Source organism: Pseudoalteromonas simplex (assembly GCF_015278155.1).
In the GTDB taxonomy this organism is placed as follows: Bacteria; Pseudomonadota; Gammaproteobacteria; order Enterobacterales; family Alteromonadaceae; genus Pseudoalteromonas; species Pseudoalteromonas simplex.
On the sequence record NZ_JADILN010000005.1, the window covers coordinates 225,774 to 246,209 of the forward strand.

The window sequence follows — 20,436 nt, forward strand, 5'->3', positions numbered from 1 at the left end:
AATAAAACCAAATATTTAAATCGCAATTTTAGCTGTCTGCTTTAAAAATGCAAAATTACAGCTCTAGCTCATGTATACTAAAGAGACTTCAAATCTATACAAGAGTATCTATGGCTAGAGAATTATGCTCACATTGTGGCTTTTCAATTAAAACCTGTTTATGTGATTCAATAAGCATAATCAATAATAAACTAAAAATCATTATATTACGCCACCCAAGTGAGGAAAAAGTCACTAAAAATACGGCCAATTTACTGAATTTAGGTTTAGAAAATTGCCAGATCATCGCTGGTGAGTCAGAGCAAGACTTTTTACAGCTTGCAACATTGCCAAAAGCAACAACAGCGGTTCTTTACCCTACTGAGGATGCCTTAAGTCTAGATGAGCACACTGCCACTACAGATGCTTTCAAACAGTCTTTAAATCATTTAATCGTAATTGATGGTACATGGAAAAAAGCCTACAAAATGCTGCAATTAACCCCTAGCCTCCGTGCATTTCAAACGGTGAGTTTTAAGCACATACCACAAAACAAATACGTCATCCGTAAAGCACCTCGAGCAGATAGTTTATCAACTTTAGAAGCTGTAGCTCATAGCCTTAAATTAATTGAAGGCATTGATGTAACACCACTATACAGATTATTAGCAGCACTGGTCGATAAGCAAACCCAGCATATGCCGGATGATGTTAAGGCACGCTATCTCTAATGCGTGTATCAAAACGACTAAGCGCTGGTTTTCATCGTAAGGGACCTGATTATCGCTTTGATGATCAGATCGATTTTGACGATATTCGCGACACCTTTGGTTTTCGTACTATGGTGGTTGGTAATTGGGTTAATAAGCAAGAACGGCTATTAGCGGCGAATTTAATTTACGATGCTTTAGCCGATCTTGCGCAAATACTGACTTTACCGCCAACGGCAATTGGCCTTAGAGGGAAACTCAATTTTGCTTTTGGTCATGGCGGACAAAAAGGTGTGCAGGCTCATTATAATGCTCACAGCCAAACCCTTGCGCTGGCTAAAAATGCAGGTGGTGGCGCACTCGCCCATGAATGGTTTCATGCTTTTGACCATCATATTTGTCAGCACTTATTTAGCGGCAGAAAGAGCATGCAATTCTGTTCGGCGCTGTGGCTCGAACAGTCACCAGACTTGAGTCATCCACTTAATCAACGCTTAAATGAGTTTTATCATCAGGTATTTTTAGATAACTCTGGTAAAAATCCAAATGAATTCGTAAAACAATCTATCGCTTTTGATAAGCAAGTAAAGCAACTTTATATGAGTATGCCTGAGGAACTAGCTGCCCGCTGTTTTGAAAAGTGTATTAGCGTCCACCCTAACATCAAAAATAGCTTTTTAGTGAGTGGCTTATCGAAAAGTGGCTTAATCTACCCGGATGAGCAGCATACGATGAATTGTTTTGAAGCCTTGCTTAAATATTTTAATCAGCTAGGTTCGCTGTTGCATCAAGATTAAGGTCAAGTTTTTGCACCTTGCTTATCCAGTCTAAATAATCATCTGCGGCAAGGGGTTTTGAAAAATAATATCCCTGTCCAAACTGGCAACCATAGCTTTGTAACATAGCGAGGCTTTGCTCATCTTCAATACCCTCAGCAACAACATGTGCACCTAAAGTAGTGGCGATATCACAGGTTGCCTTACAGATACTTTGATCATTAACCGAAAACGGCAGATTTAACACAAATTGTTTATCTATTTTGACTTCATCAAAACCAAGTTGGCTTAAATAGGCAAGTGATGAGTAGCCTGTACCGAAATCATCAATAGCGAGTTTTAAACCTATTAAACGGTAATCATCAAGCATGGCTTTAATTTTTTTACTTTCTTCTAAGGTCGCTGATTCAGTGAGCTCTAACATCACTGATTCAGCCGCCACATTTTGCTCATTTAAAATGGTAATTAGCAGCACAGGTAAATTTTTATTTAATAAATCCTTTGCAGAAATATTGATGGAAATAACATGATCGGGTATCAGTTTGCAAAACTTCGCTTGCCATTCAACCCCCTTTTCAACGACCCACTCTGTTAGCTGATTGATCACCCCTGCTGACTCTGCAATTGGAATAAATATCTCAGGACTAACAATACCAAAAATTGGATGTGTCCAGCGCAGTAATGCTTCACAGCCAACTACTTTGCCCGTTTTCAAACATATCTGCGGTTGAAAGTGCAAACTTAGCTGATTTTCATCAATCGCAATTTTAAGCGCTGCCGCAATGGATAACCTTTGTTCAGAAAGCCGCGCACTTTCTGAGTCGAACATACGCCAACGTTCACCTTGTAGGCGCTTTTCAGTCATTGCTTGTATTGCACATTGCAATATTTGTTTCGCGGTATTGCCATGCATCGGGTAATAAGCAACACCAATATCAACACGGTCGACTAAGTTAATTTCTTCATGAGTAAGGCCCTCTTCAAACACACCATGGATCATGCAGGCAAATTGCTCAATATGGCTTAATTCTAGTTCGCCCAAGATCAAACACCCAAATGTACTATCGTCAATATGAGCAAGCCATGTGCTTCTGGTGGCTTGAACTTCCAACTTTAATGTATTCATGGTCTGCATCTGAATGTTTAATATACTTAGTTTTTCATTGATACAAATATTAGCTTGCTCAAACCCAAAGGTAGAACGTGCATTTGAGAGTACATGAGGTTTAAATAATAAAACTGAAAAATGTTGCTTTTGCGACACTTTTTTCATCATTTGAGCGAGTAAAAATTGTTTATTTGGTAGCTTCGTATCCGCATCGTGCAGCATCGAATAACTAAATGCTGAAATTTGCTGACGGTCTTTTAATAACAGTACGGAGCAGATCGCCAATGATGTGAGCAATAAAATGGTGTTATGAATTCCATGGTAGCCAATACCAAATCCATTCCATAAAAACAGACTTAACACCTGAATAACAATAATTAGAAGCATAAAAATACGCAGATGAGTACGATTACCCTTACGCTTAATCAAACTATAAAATATTACAGAGGCAAAGCACAAAAAGCCCAAACAGCTGACTATAAATAACCACTGACGATTAAAATGAGGCAATAGTGATGACAATAAAGCTGCATTGAATAAACACAGCATCATTGCTTGCCAGGCCTTTTTAAACTTTGCTGTATAGGTATGGATCGCTAAAAAATGATATAAAAAATAGCTCACAAAACATAATGCGAACTCATTAACAGGCCATTTAGATTCCCAATTAAAACCACCAATTAGATAATTTATTAATCCGTTATCGATTAAAAACCCAATGGTGACCAATATAAAATAGGCATTTAGGACTAAGTATTTTGTTCGCTGGGATACAAAAAAGTAAACACCACAAACAAACATACACAAAATCAGCCCCCCTAAAATCGCACCGTAACTCAAAATAGTTTGATGTAAGTCAACTTCAAAACTTTTTGCTGTTTCGACACCTAGTTCTAATGTTAGAGATCTTTTGTGCACGAAGTTAACTAGCGCCCAGCGAGCTCCTTGGCTGTGCTCTATTAACCAATGAGGTCGCACATTCGATAAACTTTCTAGAGAAGCAAGCCGCTGATCATTGGTGGACTGATAATTTTCATCTAACAGATAAAACTTTGCCCACGTTAAGTTAGGCTCACTAAGATAAACAACATAGTTTTTATTTTCAGGCAATTGCTGTAAATCGATAATTAACCAATAAGAGGTTTGTGCTGCGAGGCGAACCGTATTGTTTTCTAAAGCATTTAAAAGCTCAGCATTTTGCAGTGATACTTCGAGTGTCTGACTAAGTTTGGCTAAAGGCTGTTCTGAATCAAGTACCCATACCGGTAAGTTATTGCTTGCAGCATTAATACTGGCACTATGAAGCAATACGCAGCCCAGTAAAACGAGCAAATTTTTTATAACCTGATGGATCAGCTTGCCAATAAAGTGCATTTTAGCTCCGTGCTTTAAACACCAGCTAAAAGTATGGGATGAATACGCTTAAATTGCCAATTTATGAGAATGCAAATAAGTAAAAAGTTTAACAAATAATGATATGTGGCCCAAAGACCACATGTTGAAGGATTATTTATTATCGTCACTAATGCGGCTTGCTACTGCCGTATTTTGATCTTTATATTTAGCATCTTTACGCGTGTTATAAGGGTTCTGTGCTGGGCTTGTCATGGTTTCAAAACTCATGGCACCAATTTTCATCATTGGACGAAGCGCAAGTGGCAGCTTGCCTGAGTTATAAAACTCTAAAACGATATTACCCGACCAACCTGGATCAATACGATGCGCTGTTACATGTACCATCAAACCAAGGCGTGCTAACGACGAGCGACCATCTAACCAACCAACAATATCTGCTGGTAAAGTAACTTTTTCATGAGTAATAGCCAATGCTAATTCACCTGGATGAAGGAAAAAAGCTTCTTCTTCATCAAGCACAATTTCATCACTCATGATTGATTCCATTGCCTTATTAAGCTGATCTTTAGGGCCACTTAAATCAACATACGCAGCAGTATGATCTTGGAAAACACGAAACTTATTGCCCAAACGCAGGTCAACCGTGACACCCGAGATCATTTCATTACTTGGTGCTGGCTCTATAACAATGCGGCCTTCGTCAATATATTGCTGAATATGGGTATCTGATAATCTCATTTATTATTCTACCTAAACAACTTAAACATTTGATTTAAAGTTGGAAAAAACGATAACTTTAACAAAAAACACAAACCTTTTGCGTCTACGAAAAGCTAATTATAGTGGACTTAGTGAGGCATATATTACACAAATCAACTGTGCGTTGCTTCAATAATTATTAATTAATTAAAATAGATAATAAAAAGCCGCTCAACGAGCGGCTTTTGTTCCTTTTGAGATCACATATTAAAAGCTATAACGGGCACCGATTGTGTAACGTGGTCCATATTGACGAGCAAATAAGAACTGCTCTTCGTAACGGCCATAGCCACGCTCAGTTTCGTTGTTAAGGTTTATACCTTCAAAGAAAACAGTCATGTTTTCGTTAATGTCGTAGTTAACACTCAAGTCCCACTGACCATATGTATCGCCAAATTGTGGCGGCGCATCAGATGAGCCTTGTGCTTGACCAACACCAATTAAGTAAGAGTCACGCCATGCGTAAGTCACTTTCACAGATAAACCATCTTTATCGTAAAAAGCTTGGAAGTTAGCTGAGTCACTTAAGCCAGATAAAGGAGCTTGTTGAGTCAAACTTGCTACATCAAATTCAACATCACCATCAACAAACGTAGCATTAACCCCTAAACCAAAGCCGCTTTCACCAAATAAGTGTTGAACAGCTAGTTCAAAGCCATCAACTGATTTACTATCCGTGTTTTGTGGTTGAGAAATATTCCATACCATCAGTGGATCAGAACTCGTTGGTTCAATAGCACCATCCGCATTACCATAACCTAATGCCAGCATTTCATTGAACACAGCGTCACTTGTAGCTTGCTCACCACGAGCTTCTACAGATGCCACAGCTTCAAGGTAACGAGGACCATTTAAGATATCGTATAAACCATCAATGGTTGTTTCAGTTATTTGCGTTTGAATAAAGTTATCTACGTCTTTTTTGAAGTAACCAACCGACGCGTAGCTACCTTCGCCGTAGTAGTACTCAAGTGATAAATCGAGGTTAGTTGATTCAAATGGCAATAGATCAGTATTACCTTGGCTACCTGTACGCGAACCTGGTTTCGGGCTACCCGTTAAGCTACGGCCACCAGCCAAATTACCCAGCGGCGCACGTGCCATGGTTTTACCCCATGAAACACGACCAACAAGCTCGTCTGTAATTTCAACTTTTACGTCGATGTTCGGCAACCAGATATCATAGTTACCTTCTTCTTGATAAAAGTTATCTGTACCGCCAGTTTCGTACTGCATGATCCACTCAGATGCACTCACCCAGTTAACTTGGCTTTCAACACGTTGACGAACCGTACTGGTCACATCCGTTTCTTCATAACGAAGACCTGCGTTAATCTGTACGAAGTAATCAGATAATTCAAACTCCCATAAGCTGTTCACATAGAAGCTTTGCGTTTTCTCTTCTGCGTAGCTTTCACTGTCGATACCATCAAAGAATGGATCAATTGAGTATTGATTATCACCCAATAAGTCTTCATTCAAATAAGCAAGTTGACGCGCTAACGCTTCTTCAAAGCTATAGGTGTAATAGTAATTTGGTTCAAGGGCACTACCACCACCAGAGAATTGATCTAGCATGTCGCCTGTATCATTATAAGTGAACATGCCATCAGGGAAGATTTCGGTGAATGATGGGTTAAAACCAGGGCCGCCACGTAAGCCACTCCATGCAGTAAAACCGCCCATAGTTTGCTTAGTATTGGCAGCACCGAATTTCACTTTAACAAGTGGAATTTCAAAGCTTTCATTAAACCAGGTTGCATGAAGCTGAGCTTGCTCAACATTAGACTCACCAGGCGAGTAAATAAACTGACTGAAGTTTGAATCAATCTCACTTGGATCAAGCACCGTAGTGCCATTGTTCCAATTAACGTAGGCATGCGGAACTTCACCAGTGCGATAATCATATACTTTGCTCTGTAACTGATCTGAGCCAAGAATGATTTGACCATCAGAACCTAAGCCATCATCTGCGCCGTTATCTGTTTCGTTTTTCGAATCGTGATAATCGAACTCAACTTCCCACTCATCGTTAATTTGCCACTCTAGGTTTAAACCAATTGAACGTGCTTTAACTTCAGTAGTGCCACGGCTTGCTGTGAATGAACCATCATTACCACTGATATCGGCATAAATCGCTGTACCATTTTCATCAAGCTCATAGCTGTTAATGTTACTGCCAAACTCATTCCAAATACCCCAACCCACGGTATTCACACCGGTGATTGCACGACTCGCCGTGTAATCAACCGTTGCAGTGAAGCTTTCAATTGGCGAGTACTGTAAAGTTAATTGGCCATTAGTGCGCTCACGTTCAACATCAGCAATGCTGTAGTTCATGTCTTTCGGAAAGAAATGATTACCGACACGGTTGCCTTCGCTATCGACTGCACGAGGGTCAATGTAGTCAGCTTCATCAAGGGTCGGTAAATCAACATTGGCTTGCCAACCTTGAATATTGGCGTTTTGCTGTTGAAAATCACGTTCTTGATGTGAGAATGATGCCGCAAAACCAAATGTATCATCAACATAAGTATTGCTGTACATTGCAGAAAACTCTGGGGTTACATCATCACCGGCCTCATTAGATGAATCGTGAATAGCCTTAATAGACGAGCTAAATTTCTCGCCAGGGCTATTTAATGGGCGCGTAGTAATAATATTTACCGTAGCACCTAGACCACCACTTGGTACATCTGCTTGCCCTGATTTCGCTACTTCAAGTGCACTGACACCGTCAGCGGCAATATTCTCAAGGGCGTAAGAACGGGTGTAACCCGTACCTGGCATTTGACGGCCATTCAGCATTACGAGGTTAAACTCAGGACCAAAACCACGTACCGTAATTTCGCTACCTTCGCCGTTAGAACGACTCACTGATACACCGGTAATACGTTGTAATGATTCAGCTAAGTTAGTATCTGGGAATTTACCCATCTCTTCTGCTGAAATCGCATCTACAACACCTGTTGCATCACGTTTCATATCCATGGCGCGGATCATACTGCCACGAATACCTTTAATTTCGATAACTTCAATATCGTTATCAGCTTTCTCTTGTTCATCTTGTGCATAAGCAGACATAGTGCCCAGCCCTGCAGTTAAGATCATCGCAACTGACGCTGCAAGAGGTGTTTTAATAAATTTTGTGCTTTTCATGATTTACCTGCTTTTGCAATATGTTGTCATGGATACTGAGTGCCGTATTCAGCACCCATCACTTGTTGCCAATGTTAATTACGGGTTTGAAATAACTGCATTATCAATACGGAACACAGCTCCCTCACCTTGACTCCACGCAGGAAATACCATGATGACATCAATTGAACTTATGTCTAAACCGGCTTGTAACAATGAATTGACCGTAAAAGTATAGGTTTGCCACTCACCTGCAACAGGGTCAACACCTTCTATGCTGGTATTAAGGTTAACTTCAACTGCAGTACCACCATTATCAGGGCCACCACTAGATTCTACTTTAACAAACCAAGCTGCATCCGGTGTTGATGATAAAGAGGTGATCTTCATCTCAAATTGCAATACACCCTCATCAATTAAAGATGATGCATCAAATTGACTGCCACTGCCGCCTGATGTAGTACGGTTGTTAAAGCCAACAACGGTTGGTTTTGGTCCAATCGAAAATTCAGCAGTCAAACCATGTTGCTCATCATCGACGGCCTCAATAGGTGCTAAATCACCACAACAGTTCCAAAGTGGCCAATCAAGATTCATCTCGTCAGCAAAAAGAGTTAATGTTGCAGGAGGTGCATCATTTGTGATCTCTACATTATCCACACGATAAACAGCACCATCACCTTGACCCCACGCAGGGAAAATCATGATCACATCAATCAGCGATACATTTAAACCCGCATCAGCTAATGTTTGCAGTGGGAAAGTATAAGTTTGCCATTCACCAGCAACTGGGCTAACACCTTCAGTGCTAGCACTTAGGTTTAGTTCAACGGCTGTCTTGCCTTCATCACTTTCAATTTTGAAAAGCCAAGGTGCATCTGGAGTAGAAGGTAATGAAGTCACTTGCATATCAAAACGCACAAAACCATCTTCTAACATAGCGCTGGCGTCATAAGGAGACGCTTCACCATTTTCATCGGTAATAAAGAGATCACGGCTAATAAAGCCATTTACTGTAGGCTTTGCACCTACAACAAACTCAACTACATTACCACGCTCTGCATCTTCAACAAGCGCAGGTGTTGATTCACCGCAACAATCCCATGCAGGCCAGTTAGGGTTAAAGCTACTATCAAAAATAGTAAGCGGCGTTACCGTGCCATCACTTGGTGGTGTTGGAGCCGGAGCTTTGCCTTGCACAAGTGCATCGTCTAAGTTGTCGTAACCCGGGCGCACGGTTTCACAACCTTTACCTGTATCAGGGTCTTGCGCACACTCATAAACACGAACATAATCCACTTCAAAAGTTTGACCATTTTCGAATACAGTTGCATCAATACCGGTTGCATTAACGTTTTCAGGCCAATCACCACCCACTGCGAAGTTCAGGATTAAATAAAATTCTTGATCGTAAGGAGATGCATCCCAGAAAGTTGTTAACTCTCCGGTTGTTTGATCAAAGTACTCTGAATACCAGCCTCTGTGCTTAAGTGCAATCTCATTGCCCTCCGCATCATAAAGCACTTCTGATTGGCGCTGTGTAGCATATAAATAATCATCTACGTACCAACGAATTTCCCCCTCTTGCCACTCGATAGCATAAGTATGAAAGTCATCAGCAGGATTAGAATCTTGCGCGAAGGTATAAGCTTTGCCACTGCTATCATTATTTGGCCACTCTTGGCCGTAATGTAACGTGCCGTAGATATTTGACTCTACACCGTCATCGGTTGGTACTTTTAAATTAACCGACTCAACAATGTCGATTTCTCCTGAACGAGGCCATCCACCATAAACTTCATCGGTAGGCATCATCCAAAACGCAGGCCAAGAACCTTGCCCACTAGGCAGCTTTGCTCGTACTTCAAAGCGACCATATTTAAAATCAGCTTTGTAACGAGTATTAATACGCGCAGAGGTATAAGGCTTATCAGCACCGTCTTCTGCAGGCAATGCAACGATATTAAGAATACCGTCTGCAATAAAGGCGTTTTCTTCACTGTCGGTATAACATTGTTTTTCGTTATTACCGCCACCCACACAGTTTATTTCGAAACTCCATTTTTTGTCATCGATAGCATCGCCATCAAAATTATCTTCCCAAACCATCACCCAGTCTGAAACAGGCTCAGTTGGGTTGACAGTATCAATTTTCGTATCTGTGGCAGAGCCGCCGCAGCCAGCTAATGTCGCTACTGAAAGCGCCATTGTAAGTTGTGTTAAGTGTGTTTTGAATCTGTTCATTGCATTGAACCCTAACATTATGTGTTTGTTAGTACTCAACTGATTTATATGAATATTATTCTAACCAGTCAATTGTAAGCGCTTACATTTAAAGGCAAATAAAAAGCCCCGTAAATGTAAGCGCTTTCATTAGACTATGACAAGGTTATTAAAACGTCAATAAAATATTAACACTTGTGGCGATTTTGTTTTTAGATATATTTAACGAAAATGTAGGCTACATAAGGCTAAAAGAGGGGTTTAAGAGCAAAGTTAATGATAAAGAACCACCCAAGATTTTGTTAATAAGAAAAATCCATTAACAAAATCTTTGCAACAATCAATCTTCAGTAATGACTATTTCAACTGCGCTTGTGTGCGCCTGTTGATAATACAAGCTACTGGCAAGTACACGGGCAGCGGTTTTGTAGGTTTCGCTTATTTGAGCCGCGTTGTCTTTGGCAATTAAATCGCCCTGCTCCGAGCTTTCACGAATTTCAATGGCCAGTGGAATATTTGCCAGCACAGGCACACCATGACGATGTGCTAATTTTACGGCACCATCTTTACCGAATACATGATTAGGCTCACCACAATGACCACATAAGAAGTAGCTCATGTTTTCAATTAAGCCAAGCACAGGCACGTTCACTTTATTGAACATGGCAATGCCCTTTTGTGCATCGGCTAGGGCTAAATCTTGAGGCGTGGTGATGATCACCGCACCACTGGCTGGCACTTTTTGGCTCATGGTTAATTGAATATCACCCGTGCCTGGAGGCATATCAACGATGAGATAATCAAGCTCTCCCCAAGCGGTTTCGTTCATTAATTGATTAAGTGCACCTGATGCCATTGGTCCGCGCCAAACGGTTGCATCATCGCTTGGTACTAAAAAGCCAATCGATTGCGCTTTGAGGTTATGCGCCTCAAAAGGAAGTAAGTTTTTATTATCGGCTGTTTTCGGCTCAGCCCCTTGTAGGCCAAGAAGCAGTGGAATAGATGGGCCATAAATATCGGCATCGAGAATACCCACTATGGCACCCTCTTGCTCTAAAGCCGAGGCAAGATTCACTGCTGTGGTTGACTTTCCAACGCCCCCCTTTCCTGAAGCAACGAGCACAATATGTTTGATTTGCTTAAAACTAAATGTGCTTGGTAATTTCACTTTAGCGCTAATTGACACAGGCACTGATAGTTTATCGGCGACAAATTTTTCAATGTCGTTGATTTCGCCCAAGCCTGCAAAAGGGAGGTTTAATTTGACTTGCCAGCTTTTATCGCTGTTTTGATTAAGCTCTTCGAGCCAATCTTGCTCAATACCAATGGCAAATGCGCTACTACGATAAGCGGCTAAGGCAGCAATGATAGGTGCTTTTTCAGCCGATTTACTTGAGAATAGTTTTGACAGTCCAAACATAGCAATAAATTAGCGTTTCTTTGATGAAAAGTGCTGCGGAATTATGTAACATTCAAGGCATTAAAACCAGACAATTAGATAATATCATTGCTTTAGGTTGCATATAAGCAACTCACAATGAATTAAATAATGATATTCGAGCATATTTGCATCGAACTAATCTCAACTCGGAATGATTATGGCACAGCGAAAGATCCTGATTACTAGCGCATTACCTTATGCCAATGGCCCGACTCACTTAGGTCATTTACTAGAATATATCCAAACTGATATTTGGGCGCGTTTCCAAAAACAACAAGGTCATGAAACTTATTACGTTTGCGCGGATGATGCTCACGGCACACCAATTATGCTTAATGCGCAAAAGCAAGGGATCTCGCCAGAAGAGATGGTTAAAAACGTGAGTGTTGAACGTCAACGTGACTTTGCTGATTTCAACATTGAGTTTGATAACTATCACAGCACGCACAGTGAAGAAAACCGTCATTTCAGCGAGTTAATCTACAACCGTTTAAATGAAGCAGGTCACATTAAAAAGCATACTATTTCTCAACTTTTCGACCCAGAGAAAGGTATCTTCTTACCAGATCGTTTTGTAACAGGTACTTGCCCAACGTGTAAGTCAGAAGATCAAAACGGTGACAGCTGTGATTCTTGTGGTGCAACTTACAGCCCAACTGAGCTTATTAACCCACGCTCTGTAATGTCGGGTGCTGAGCCAATTTTAAAAGATTCTGAGCATTACTTCTTCGACCTACCTGCTTTTGAAGACATGCTTAAAGAGTGGTTACACTCAGGCACGATTCAACAAGAAATGGCGAACAAGCTTGATGAATGGTTTGCAGATGGCCTACAGCAGTGGGATATCAGCCGTGACGCACCTTACTTTGGTTTTGAAATCCCTGGTGCACCGGGTAAATATTTCTACGTGTGGCTCGATGCACCAATCGGCTACATGGCAAGCTTTAAAAACCTGTGTGATAAAAAAGGGATTGATTTTGATACATTCTGGCGCGAAGACTCAGATGCAGAGCTTTACCACTTCATTGGTAAAGATATCATCTATTTCCACAGCTTATTCTGGCCTGCAATGTTAGATGGCGCAAAATTCAGAAAGCCAACAAATGTATTTGCCCATGGTTTTGTAACTGTGAATGGCGCGAAGATGTCTAAATCAAAAGGCACTTTTGTTAAGGCGCGCACTTACCTTGATAACCTAGATCCTGAGTATCTTCGTTATTACTACGCAGCAAAACTAAACAACGGCATCACTGACCTTGATTTAAACCTTGAAGACTTTGCACTACGTGTAAACTCAGACTTAGTAGGTAAAGTGGTTAATATCGCAAGTCGTTGTGCAAGCTTCATCACCAAGAAGTTTGACGGCAAGCTTAGCGACACCGTAATGGACGAAGCGCTATTAGGTGAGTTCCAAGCGGCTTCTGCAAGCATTGCAAATCACTACGAAAACCGTGATTACAGCCGTGCAATTCGTGAAATCATGGCCCTTGCTGATAAAGCAAACCAATTCATCGACGCTAAAGCGCCATGGGTGTTAATTAAAGACGAAACAAAACAACAAGAAGCACACGATGTATGCTCACTTGGTTTAAATATGTTCCGTGTACTTATCACCTACTTAAAACCTGTTCTACCTGGTATGGCTGCAAACGTTGAAGCCTTCTTAAACGACGGTTTAACATGGCAAGGCGCGCAAACAGCGCTGGTTGGTCACGCAATTAATAAGTTCAAACCGTTAATGCAACGTGTTGAAATGGATAAAGTAAACAAAATGATTGAAGAGTCAAAAGAAAGTCTAGTTGCTGAAAAAGACAAGATTGATCCAAATAGCCCACTAGCAAAAGAACCTATCAGCCCAGAAATCGAATTTGATGATTTTGCGAAAGTTGATTTACGCGTAGCAAAAATTGCTAAAGCAGAACACGTTGAAGGCGCAGATAAGTTATTAAAACTAACTTTAGATTTAGGTGGCGAAACGCGCCAAGTATTCGCAGGTATTAAATCGGCGTATGCACCAGAAGACATCGAAGGCAAGCTAACGGTAATGGTAGCAAACCTTAAGCCTCGTAAGATGCGTTTTGGTATGTCTGAGGGCATGGTATTAGCAGCAGGCCCTGGCGGTAAAGAAATTTATATTCTTAACCCTGATGAAGGCTCAGAGCCTGGCATGCGTGTAATGTAATTACACAATTGCTAGTTAATATAAAGAACCGTTGTGTTTCAGACACAACGGTTTTTTTGTATTTAATGAATGCTTTAGATTAATGTTGTTAGCTTAATAGCTGGGGCATGCAGGATATTCAGTCAGTACTTGAGTAATTATTTGCCCAAACTGCTGGTGTTGTTGTTCGGTAATCGCAAAAGCAGCGTTGTAAGCTAGGGTATCTGCAAGCTCACCTGTTATAACTTCATAAAAAGTCATCGCGGTCAGTAAGTGCCCTGCATCTGAAGCATGATTTCCATCTGCGCTGTAAAAATTAAGCTCGGGTAATGCGGCGATTGCTTTGTCCCAAACTAAGCCGATTGGTGCAACACAGCTTGCCTCTTTTTCGCTAATCGACAAATGCAATTGATAAACAAGCTCCCCTTCTTTGCTATCACCTCTTTGCGGATGCTCAGGAAACAAAATAGGTGTAATTTCCAGCTCTTTTGCACTGGCAATTAATCGCTCAGCCTCATTTGTAGAATAATTAACAGAGCCAGACTGAGAATACTTTTGACCTTGAAAAATAGCATGGCTCCAATTGGCTTGCTGTAGCTTTTCAACATTGCCCGATGTGTTCACTATTTCATCTAAAAAACGACCACTGACGGTAAGCGTTGAAACTTGAGCGTTGGTTAACTCACTGGAAATAAGCTGTTCAAGCAAATCCCCTAATCTAGCACTATGGCTATTGCCATAAATAATAATTTTATAGTCAGCACTACCACTGTTATCGACAAGCTCAACACCTGTATCCGGTGTTGAGCTGTTAGTGTCATCAACTTTTGTAGATTCGTTTTTTGAGCTCGAACCACATGCAACTAGGCTAATTGAAAAGACGAGTAATAAATAGCATCTAATTAATCTCGCAAACTTATCATTTATCATACTTTACCTTTTGGCTTATTATTTTTATGTCGTTAATATTGAAACATAAAATTATAAATTGCCAATTTTGTACGATTTTTATCTAGGGTTCTAAGTACAAATCATGCAGGAGTCGCTCTTTTCGAGGTAAGTAATAATCATCATAATCAAATGACACTATGACTCTTTTAGCTTTGCCTAATAACTCACTGCGAGGCACTAGCCCAATCACTCGTGAGTCAGTTTTACCCTCCATATCAAAGTTTTACTCCTGAATACCAAGATAATAAAAACATAAGTTAATAAAATAAAAACAAACCAATTAAAAAGTTTTACACTATTTAAAAACAAGAAATAAGTATGGTTTTATTATTTAAATTTGACAAACACAAAAACAGGAACTTAAATAAAATTGCTGAATAATTATTTTATAAAAATAAAATAATGTCAGTTTATAATTTAAACCAAAAGAAGAGTATAAGGAGTTACCATGAAAAAAGAATTATTATTACTTAATAACGAGCCCTCAAATGCGACTAAAATTGACGGCGTTTTAGAGCCAGTAACGATCATAGTAGCGATCGTTGTGGGTGCAGGGCCAAAAATAAAATAAGTGATTTTATAGACTAAAAAGGAGATTAAAATGTTTAGCATACCTACTTTAAGAGAAGAAGCCGGACTATCGCATTGCACTGGCTATACTGAAGTTGGAGGAGTACCATGTGCAGGCCTTGGAATAGCTATTGGAGTTTGGATAAATAAAGTCTAAACAGAAATTGCTCTACTAAAATTGAATGAAGTAAAATTTAGTAGAGCAATAAACATTTAATAAAGTTAATGATAATAAATTTCAAATAAAAATAAATAATATAATTTCAAGGATAGAAAATGAAAAATCTATATAAATACAGAGATTTAATTTCTGACCCTAACAACAGGGAAGTGTTAATTTCATTCTTAAATGAATACAGCCATTTCTCCGATGAAGTAAGAGCTTCAACACTTTTACCCTCTTTAAGAGACCTTGACAAAGAAATTAAAAAAACAAATAAAAATTTTAGATATATATATACTCATTACATCGAAAAAATTAAAAAAAATGAACTTCATAAACTGGTTAGCAGAATAAACATTGAGATTTCATCACTAACTAAAATCGAAGCATTTTCTCCACCTTTACGTTCAAATCATGATGGAACAACGACAGGGTTCATGCTATTCAACGGAGATGAAATAGAGGTAATAATTTTTTCATTAGATAAGTTCAACCTTAAAGCGCATAAACTTAAAAAAGGAGTTAAAGGAATATCAATCCATCCAACTGACAGTGTAATATTATGTTTAAAAGGAAGTGGAAAATATAAAAAGTATACACTAAATGAAAAGTTTAATGATGAAGTTGGTGCTCCTGAAAAATTTGAAGGTAAAGTAATTGAAAGGGAGTACAAAACCGGGGAGGTAATTGAAATAAATAAAGGTAAAGATGGTTTAACATTCTCTAATTGTAACACTTCCTCATTATTTATGAGCATCACCAACAAGAAAAAAACCATGCTAGTTAAACCACAATACTGCGTTAAAACTAATGAAATTTTAGGTGTTGTGCATGCTGACAATAATACTTCGCGAATTCAAGTAGCTTCAATAATATTAAGAATGCTAAAATTTAAAAATACCACAAAAATATTAACCCCCCTCCTTGATAGTGAAAATCTTTATATTAGATGGCAGGCTGCAAGAGAGATATTTTTAATAAATAAAGAAGAGGCAGAAGAAATATTTAAAGAATTCCTCAATGATCCAAGCCCACAAATAAGAGATGCAGCAACTAAGTGTTTATCTGAATTTTATGGAGATGATTATGCCTATAAAAATTAAGTGCGATGATAATGAGAAAATAGACTTGAGTGATTTCATTGAGTGCCTGAGCAAAAAAAAATTAGATGCATCAAATGAAAACTCATTAATATCTATAGCTCCAGATTTAAAAAAACTTTCTAATAATAAATTGTTTTTAGCTGAATTTATTGCTGAAGGTTTAAAAAACTATAAGCATTATCAAGAAGAAAATACATATTCATCTCAAGTAATAATGCTACATCCACCAACGCCTGGTACTAACTATTTTGTAAGGGCAAACATATGGCCATCGAAGGATGACTATCTTACACAAATAAATGGTGAAGATGCATTTTTCTATCATAAGCCGCATGATCACAACTTCAATTTTTTAACAATTGGTTACTTAGGTAGTGGGTATTGGAGTGATTATTATGAATATGAATATTCGGATGTGATTGGATACCCTGGTGAGAATGTTGAACTTAAGTTTACAGAGCGTACAAACTTAAGCGAAGGGAAAATCATGCTATATCGAGCACACAAAGATGTTCACAATCAACTTCCTGCAGATGAATATTCCATTTCCATAAACGTAATGGAGAACTCTTTAATAAACCCATTACTTGATCAATATTCATTTGATATAGAAAAAGGAACAATAAAATCCATAATAAACAATAATGGAACAAAATCATTGTTTGACATTTCTGTACTTATGGGTGATGAGAATAGTATCGATATTATTGAGCACATCGCAAAAAACCACATTGTAGACAGAGTTAGATTAAATGCCATACATGCTATCGGAAAATCATTTAACTCAATTAATGAACTATTATCTTACTATAAAAAAAACCTCAACACCCCTTCAAAATTCATACAAAAAAATATAGCTATAAAAATAAAAGAACTGGAGAAGTTATTATGAAAAAGTCAAGACTTGAGTTAAAAAATTTAAGAAAAAGTTATAATAAAAAAAATGTTTTAAACAATATAAATTTAAAAATAGAAAATGAGGAAGGGGCAATAATTGGAATAGTTGGGGTTAATGGTGCTGGAAAGTCAACTTTATTAAGAGTAATCGCTAAAATTGATGGTGAATACGATGGTCATTTAATGCTATCTATAAATGGACAACAAGTAAAATCAAAATTTGAGGTTGGTTTTTTACCTGAAGAAAGAAGTTTACCATCAGTTGGTAAGGTCTATGAAGTAATTAAGCTTTGGACTGAGTTAAGAGGTAATAAAGGCATTGAAAGTAAAGAGTTGATAGAAAAATGGTTAGTTAAAGTAAAACTTCTAGATTACAAAAATACCAGAATAAAGGAACTGTCTAAAGGCAATAAACAAAAATTGCAGCTTGCGTGTTGTTTATTACATGAACCTTCATTGATTGTTTTTGATGAGCCATTTTCAGGGCTTGATCCAAGTAACCAGGAGTTGGTAATAAACTTAATAGAAGAAAGGCGTAAAAACGGCGCACTTATAATTATAAGTGCCCATCAGTTAGAGCTAGTAGAGAGAATATGTAGTGAAATTTACCTTATGAAAGAAGGAGAGTTAGAGTTTTTCAATATTACTAATGATACTAATGAGCAGCGTTTATCAGTTCGATTACGTGAAGATACTACTGAGTTAAGTTTTTTACAGCGCTTTCCAATGAGGAATAATGTTTATAATTTAATTGAGAGTAAATTAAGTTATGAAGAAAAGTCCCAACTATTCGACTCTTGGTGTAAGCAAAAAATTCAGGTCTATTATGGTGATTTCATGAATTTAAGAGAGCAATATATTAACGCCACTTCAAACTCTTAAAATAAGGACTTTAGTCATGGATAGAGCAATAGCATTAGCAAAGTTTGAGTTTATGTCAAACCTTAATATTAAGGCGGATATTATTAGTGTTTTCATAATTGCTATAGTACTATTTTTAAGGGTATGGACTGTAGATTCAATTCAAGATAAAACACCTATAAGGGTTGGAATTCTTATAAAAAACCAAAATCAAGCAGAGTTGTTGTTAGTTTCGAAATCGCATCAAATAAGAGACTTAGTACATTCAAGCAATGAAAGTTACTTAAAAGAGCTTTTGAAATCAAAAAAAATAGATGCCTACATCACACAGTGCATAGATTGTGAAGAGCTAACATTAAACGTATTCTCACTCTCTGAAGTTGATGCAAAAAACTTCATTACACATATTGCTTCGCTTTTATCAGATCATTTCATCCCCAATCAATTTTCACTATCCAGTGAAGAATATAAGCAAATAAAGTCTGGTTTCAAAATAGAGTACTTCAATGATTTAGGTCGCGATTTTTCAAACATGAAAGTAATGACTACGGTGTTTATGTTTCTTGTTTGTATAAGCGTTTTGAGTGCATTCTCCCTGCTACTACAAGCTATAACTATGGAGAAAGAAGAAAAAATTACTGAAATGTATATGTCTACATTAAAAGTAAATGAATGGATAGATGGAAAAGTCCTAGCTGCTTTGGGGATTGCAGTTAAAGGTCTAATACTCTATTTTAGCTTTGCAGTAATAGCCCTTGATTTTACTGAAACAATTAAGTTTACTCAAGAAGAGCTTCTTATATTTATTACTGACAAGGCTCTTCCTTTATTTATATCATTTTCATTGGGCTTTATATTCTGGTGCTACATGTATGCATTAATTAGTGTTTTAATTGATAAGTCGTCAATTTCAATAAAAAATGCAGCGGTCTTATTTCCAATGGCAGCTTTCGGTATCATTTACTCGATTTCAGACTATGTAGCAAGTGTTTATTATATCATTTTTACCTTTTTTCCTCTAACTTACATATTTGCTCTACCAAGTAAAATCATGTCCAGTGACTTTAATTGGTACTATTTACTTGCAGCTAGTACTGTACAGTTAATATCGATTTTTTGGGTAAGAAAGATAACTTACAGGAGATTAAAGTTTATTTGATTTAAGTTCGAGTGTTCCGCGACATTTCAGCTGAACACTCTTTTTAAATAACTTCCATAATTAAATACTAGTTAGTTAAAATTACTTATTCAGTTTAACTCACTGACTCTCATAGGACATATACCAAGTATTATCATTTCCTTATATATTATATGATTAAGTGAATAATTTTGTCAGAGACCATGTCTCAAGTTCATATTCGTTCCTTATTTATTGTTTGTGTCATTAGGAGTCTGAGCGGTACAAATTAGTTCTTAACTAAATGTAACGAAATGCGTCAATGATAAAAATACCATACATTATGTTAAAAATATTTGACACAGCAAGTAATGAGTAGTTTACTTAACACCAAGTCAAATATTTTTTACATAGGGTGGAAGAAAATGAGCTACAAAGAAATGACAATTTGGGGCACCTTGGTGGTAACCATAGGCCTTTTAAGCTATTACCTGTTAGGTATTAATTCACTACAAGCCGTGGGGGCTCTAAGCCAAGAGACCATGGTGTCTTATTTGTATAAGGTTGTTGTAGTTGCGGTGATCTTAGAGATCATTATGCAATCTGTGCTTGCTGGTATTAAACACAAAGAAGCAGACTTAGGAGATGATGAGCGCGACAAGCTCATTGAGCTAAAAAGCACCAAGCTTGGTCACTGGTTTTGCTCTGCAACTATCTTAATATGTGTATTTTTAGCGACGCAAATTGAGCGCGTATCTGGACGCATGCTGTTACCTGAGGTCTCAGATCTATATAATATTATGCACTTTCTTATTATTGGTTTTTTAGTCAGTGAAATTATTACTATTGCCAGCAAAGCGTATTTATATCGAAGAGACAGCTAGATGACAAAACAGCTCAGTAATACCATTCGGGAACTTCGATTTCATCACAATGAAATGACTCAGCAAGCATTGGCAGAGGCTGTTGGAGTTTCAAGGCAAACCATAGTAGCGATTGAAAAAGGTAAATACTCACCGTCGCTCGAGGTGGCTTTTAAGATTGCTCAATTGTTTGATAAAAAACTGGACGATGTGTTTTCGTATCAATAGGACCAACAAAAAAGGTTAGCCAAAGAGCTAAC

Annotated in this window: 16 protein-coding genes and 1 pseudogene; 10 read left to right on the forward strand and 7 right to left on the reverse strand. The window is 38.1% G+C overall.

Translation table 11 applies throughout. From position 1 onward, the window contains the following. The first annotated feature begins 110 nt into the window (after positions 1 to 110). On the forward strand, positions 111 to 710 hold the full coding sequence (locus tag IRQ78_RS12595; protein WP_138600097.1) for a tRNA-uridine aminocarboxypropyltransferase: 600 nt from the start codon (positions 111 to 113) through the stop codon (positions 708 to 710). After that, positions 710 to 1,486 (forward strand): CLCA_X family protein, encoded by a 777-nt coding sequence (locus IRQ78_RS12600; protein ID WP_194442401.1) that lies wholly within the window; start codon positions 710 to 712, stop codon positions 1,484 to 1,486. Before IRQ78_RS12595 ends, IRQ78_RS12600 begins: the two co-directional genes overlap by 1 nt. Here IRQ78_RS12600 and IRQ78_RS12605 read toward each other — a convergent pair. The 5 genes from IRQ78_RS12605 to apbC all read right to left on the reverse strand — a co-directional run bounded on the left by IRQ78_RS12605 (position 1,452) and on the right by apbC (position 11,469). Further along, a complete protein-coding gene (locus tag IRQ78_RS12605) occupies positions 1,452 to 3,947 on the reverse strand; it encodes an EAL domain-containing protein (protein WP_194442402.1) in 2,496 nt (831 codons plus the stop codon). The genes IRQ78_RS12600 and IRQ78_RS12605 overlap by 35 nt on opposite strands. Positions 3,948 to 4,079: 132 nt before the next feature. Further along, complete coding sequence (gene dcd, locus IRQ78_RS12610; protein WP_138615771.1) at positions 4,080 to 4,667, reverse strand: dCTP deaminase; 588 nt, start codon at positions 4,665 to 4,667, stop codon at positions 4,080 to 4,082. A gap of 228 nt (positions 4,668 to 4,895) precedes the next feature. After that, complete coding sequence (locus IRQ78_RS12615) at positions 4,896 to 7,847, reverse strand: TonB-dependent receptor (protein WP_194442403.1); 2,952 nt, start codon at positions 7,845 to 7,847, stop codon at positions 4,896 to 4,898. A gap of 78 nt (positions 7,848 to 7,925) precedes the next feature. Beyond that, on the reverse strand, positions 7,926 to 10,070 hold the full coding sequence (locus IRQ78_RS12620) for a glycoside hydrolase family 16 protein (RefSeq protein WP_194442404.1): 2,145 nt from the start codon (positions 10,068 to 10,070) through the stop codon (positions 7,926 to 7,928). A 319-nt stretch (positions 10,071 to 10,389) separates the two neighbouring features. Continuing rightward, the gene (gene apbC, locus IRQ78_RS12625) at positions 10,390 to 11,469 is read right to left on the reverse strand and encodes an iron-sulfur cluster carrier protein ApbC (protein WP_194442405.1); all 1,080 of its coding nucleotides are present in this window, start codon (positions 11,467 to 11,469) and stop codon (positions 10,390 to 10,392) included. Between the two features lie 178 nt (positions 11,470 to 11,647). Here apbC and metG point away from each other — a divergent pair, with 178 nt between their 5' ends. After that, entirely contained in the window at positions 11,648 to 13,672 is a 2,025-nt protein-coding gene (gene metG, locus IRQ78_RS12630; RefSeq protein WP_194442406.1) for a methionine--tRNA ligase, read from the forward strand. 93 nt (positions 13,673 to 13,765) lie between these two features. Here the strand turns inward: metG and IRQ78_RS12635 are convergent, their stop codons facing one another. Beyond that, positions 13,766 to 14,581 (reverse strand): hypothetical protein, encoded by an 816-nt coding sequence (locus tag IRQ78_RS12635; protein WP_228482622.1) that lies wholly within the window; start codon positions 14,579 to 14,581, stop codon positions 13,766 to 13,768. Between the two features lie 82 nt (positions 14,582 to 14,663). Next, a pseudogene (locus IRQ78_RS20610) lies at positions 14,664 to 14,813 on the reverse strand (signal peptidase I); the annotation flags it as partial. A gap of 237 nt (positions 14,814 to 15,050) precedes the next feature. Here IRQ78_RS20610 and IRQ78_RS20755 point away from each other — a divergent pair. The 7 genes from IRQ78_RS20755 to IRQ78_RS12665 all read left to right on the forward strand — a co-directional run bounded on the left by IRQ78_RS20755 (position 15,051) and on the right by IRQ78_RS12665 (position 20,404). Continuing rightward, on the forward strand, positions 15,051 to 15,173 hold the full coding sequence (locus tag IRQ78_RS20755) for a hypothetical protein (RefSeq protein WP_267237901.1): 123 nt from the start codon (positions 15,051 to 15,053) through the stop codon (positions 15,171 to 15,173). 275 nt (positions 15,174 to 15,448) lie between these two features. Continuing rightward, on the forward strand, positions 15,449 to 16,438 hold the full coding sequence (locus IRQ78_RS12640) for a HEAT repeat domain-containing protein (RefSeq protein WP_194442407.1): 990 nt from the start codon (positions 15,449 to 15,451) through the stop codon (positions 16,436 to 16,438). After that, entirely contained in the window at positions 16,422 to 17,330 is a 909-nt protein-coding gene (locus tag IRQ78_RS12645; protein ID WP_194442408.1) for a transposase, read from the forward strand. Before IRQ78_RS12640 ends, IRQ78_RS12645 begins: the two co-directional genes overlap by 17 nt. Beyond that, positions 17,327 to 18,217 carry an ABC transporter ATP-binding protein gene (locus IRQ78_RS12650; protein WP_194442409.1) on the forward strand — a complete coding sequence of 297 codons (891 nt, stop codon included), beginning with the start codon at positions 17,327 to 17,329 and terminating at the stop codon, positions 18,215 to 18,217. The genes IRQ78_RS12645 and IRQ78_RS12650 overlap by 4 nt, the downstream gene beginning before the upstream one ends. A gap of 16 nt (positions 18,218 to 18,233) precedes the next feature. Then, positions 18,234 to 19,355 carry an ABC transporter permease gene (locus tag IRQ78_RS12655; RefSeq protein ID WP_194442410.1) on the forward strand — a complete coding sequence of 374 codons (1,122 nt, stop codon included), beginning with the start codon at positions 18,234 to 18,236 and terminating at the stop codon, positions 19,353 to 19,355. 383 nt (positions 19,356 to 19,738) lie between these two features. After that, complete coding sequence (locus IRQ78_RS12660; RefSeq protein ID WP_194442411.1) at positions 19,739 to 20,197, forward strand: hypothetical protein; 459 nt, start codon at positions 19,739 to 19,741, stop codon at positions 20,195 to 20,197. Beyond that, positions 20,198 to 20,404: a helix-turn-helix transcriptional regulator gene (locus IRQ78_RS12665; protein WP_054552938.1), complete on the forward strand. Its 207-nt coding sequence runs from the start codon at positions 20,198 to 20,200 to the stop codon at positions 20,402 to 20,404. It begins immediately after the preceding gene. The last annotated feature ends 32 nt before the right edge of the window (positions 20,405 to 20,436 follow it).

Coding starts and splice junctions, on each gene's coding strand:
- IRQ78_RS12595 (WP_138600097.1), top strand. CDS start 111: ATGGCTAGAGAATTATGCTCACATTGTGGCTTTTCAATTAAAACCTGT.
- IRQ78_RS12600 (WP_194442401.1), top strand. CDS start 710: ATGCGTGTATCAAAACGACTAAGCGCTGGTTTTCATCGTAAGGGACCT.
- IRQ78_RS12605 (WP_194442402.1), bottom strand. CDS start 3,947: ATGCACTTTATTGGCAAGCTGATCCATCAGGTTATAAAAAATTTGCTC.
- dcd (WP_138615771.1), bottom strand. CDS start 4,667: ATGAGATTATCAGATACCCATATTCAGCAATATATTGACGAAGGCCGC.
- IRQ78_RS12615 (WP_194442403.1), bottom strand. CDS start 7,847: ATGAAAAGCACAAAATTTATTAAAACACCTCTTGCAGCGTCAGTTGCG.
- IRQ78_RS12620 (WP_194442404.1), bottom strand. CDS start 10,070: ATGAACAGATTCAAAACACACTTAACACAACTTACAATGGCGCTTTCA.
- apbC (WP_194442405.1), bottom strand. CDS start 11,469: ATGTTTGGACTGTCAAAACTATTCTCAAGTAAATCGGCTGAAAAAGCA.
- metG (WP_194442406.1), top strand. CDS start 11,648: ATGGCACAGCGAAAGATCCTGATTACTAGCGCATTACCTTATGCCAAT.
- IRQ78_RS12635 (WP_228482622.1), bottom strand. CDS start 14,581: ATGATAAATGATAAGTTTGCGAGATTAATTAGATGCTATTTATTACTC.
- IRQ78_RS20755 (WP_267237901.1), top strand. CDS start 15,051: ATGAAAAAAGAATTATTATTACTTAATAACGAGCCCTCAAATGCGACT.
- IRQ78_RS12640 (WP_194442407.1), top strand. CDS start 15,449: ATGAAAAATCTATATAAATACAGAGATTTAATTTCTGACCCTAACAAC.
- IRQ78_RS12645 (WP_194442408.1), top strand. CDS start 16,422: ATGCCTATAAAAATTAAGTGCGATGATAATGAGAAAATAGACTTGAGT.
- IRQ78_RS12650 (WP_194442409.1), top strand. CDS start 17,327: ATGAAAAAGTCAAGACTTGAGTTAAAAAATTTAAGAAAAAGTTATAAT.
- IRQ78_RS12655 (WP_194442410.1), top strand. CDS start 18,234: ATGGATAGAGCAATAGCATTAGCAAAGTTTGAGTTTATGTCAAACCTT.
- IRQ78_RS12660 (WP_194442411.1), top strand. CDS start 19,739: ATGAGCTACAAAGAAATGACAATTTGGGGCACCTTGGTGGTAACCATA.
- IRQ78_RS12665 (WP_054552938.1), top strand. CDS start 20,198: ATGACAAAACAGCTCAGTAATACCATTCGGGAACTTCGATTTCATCAC.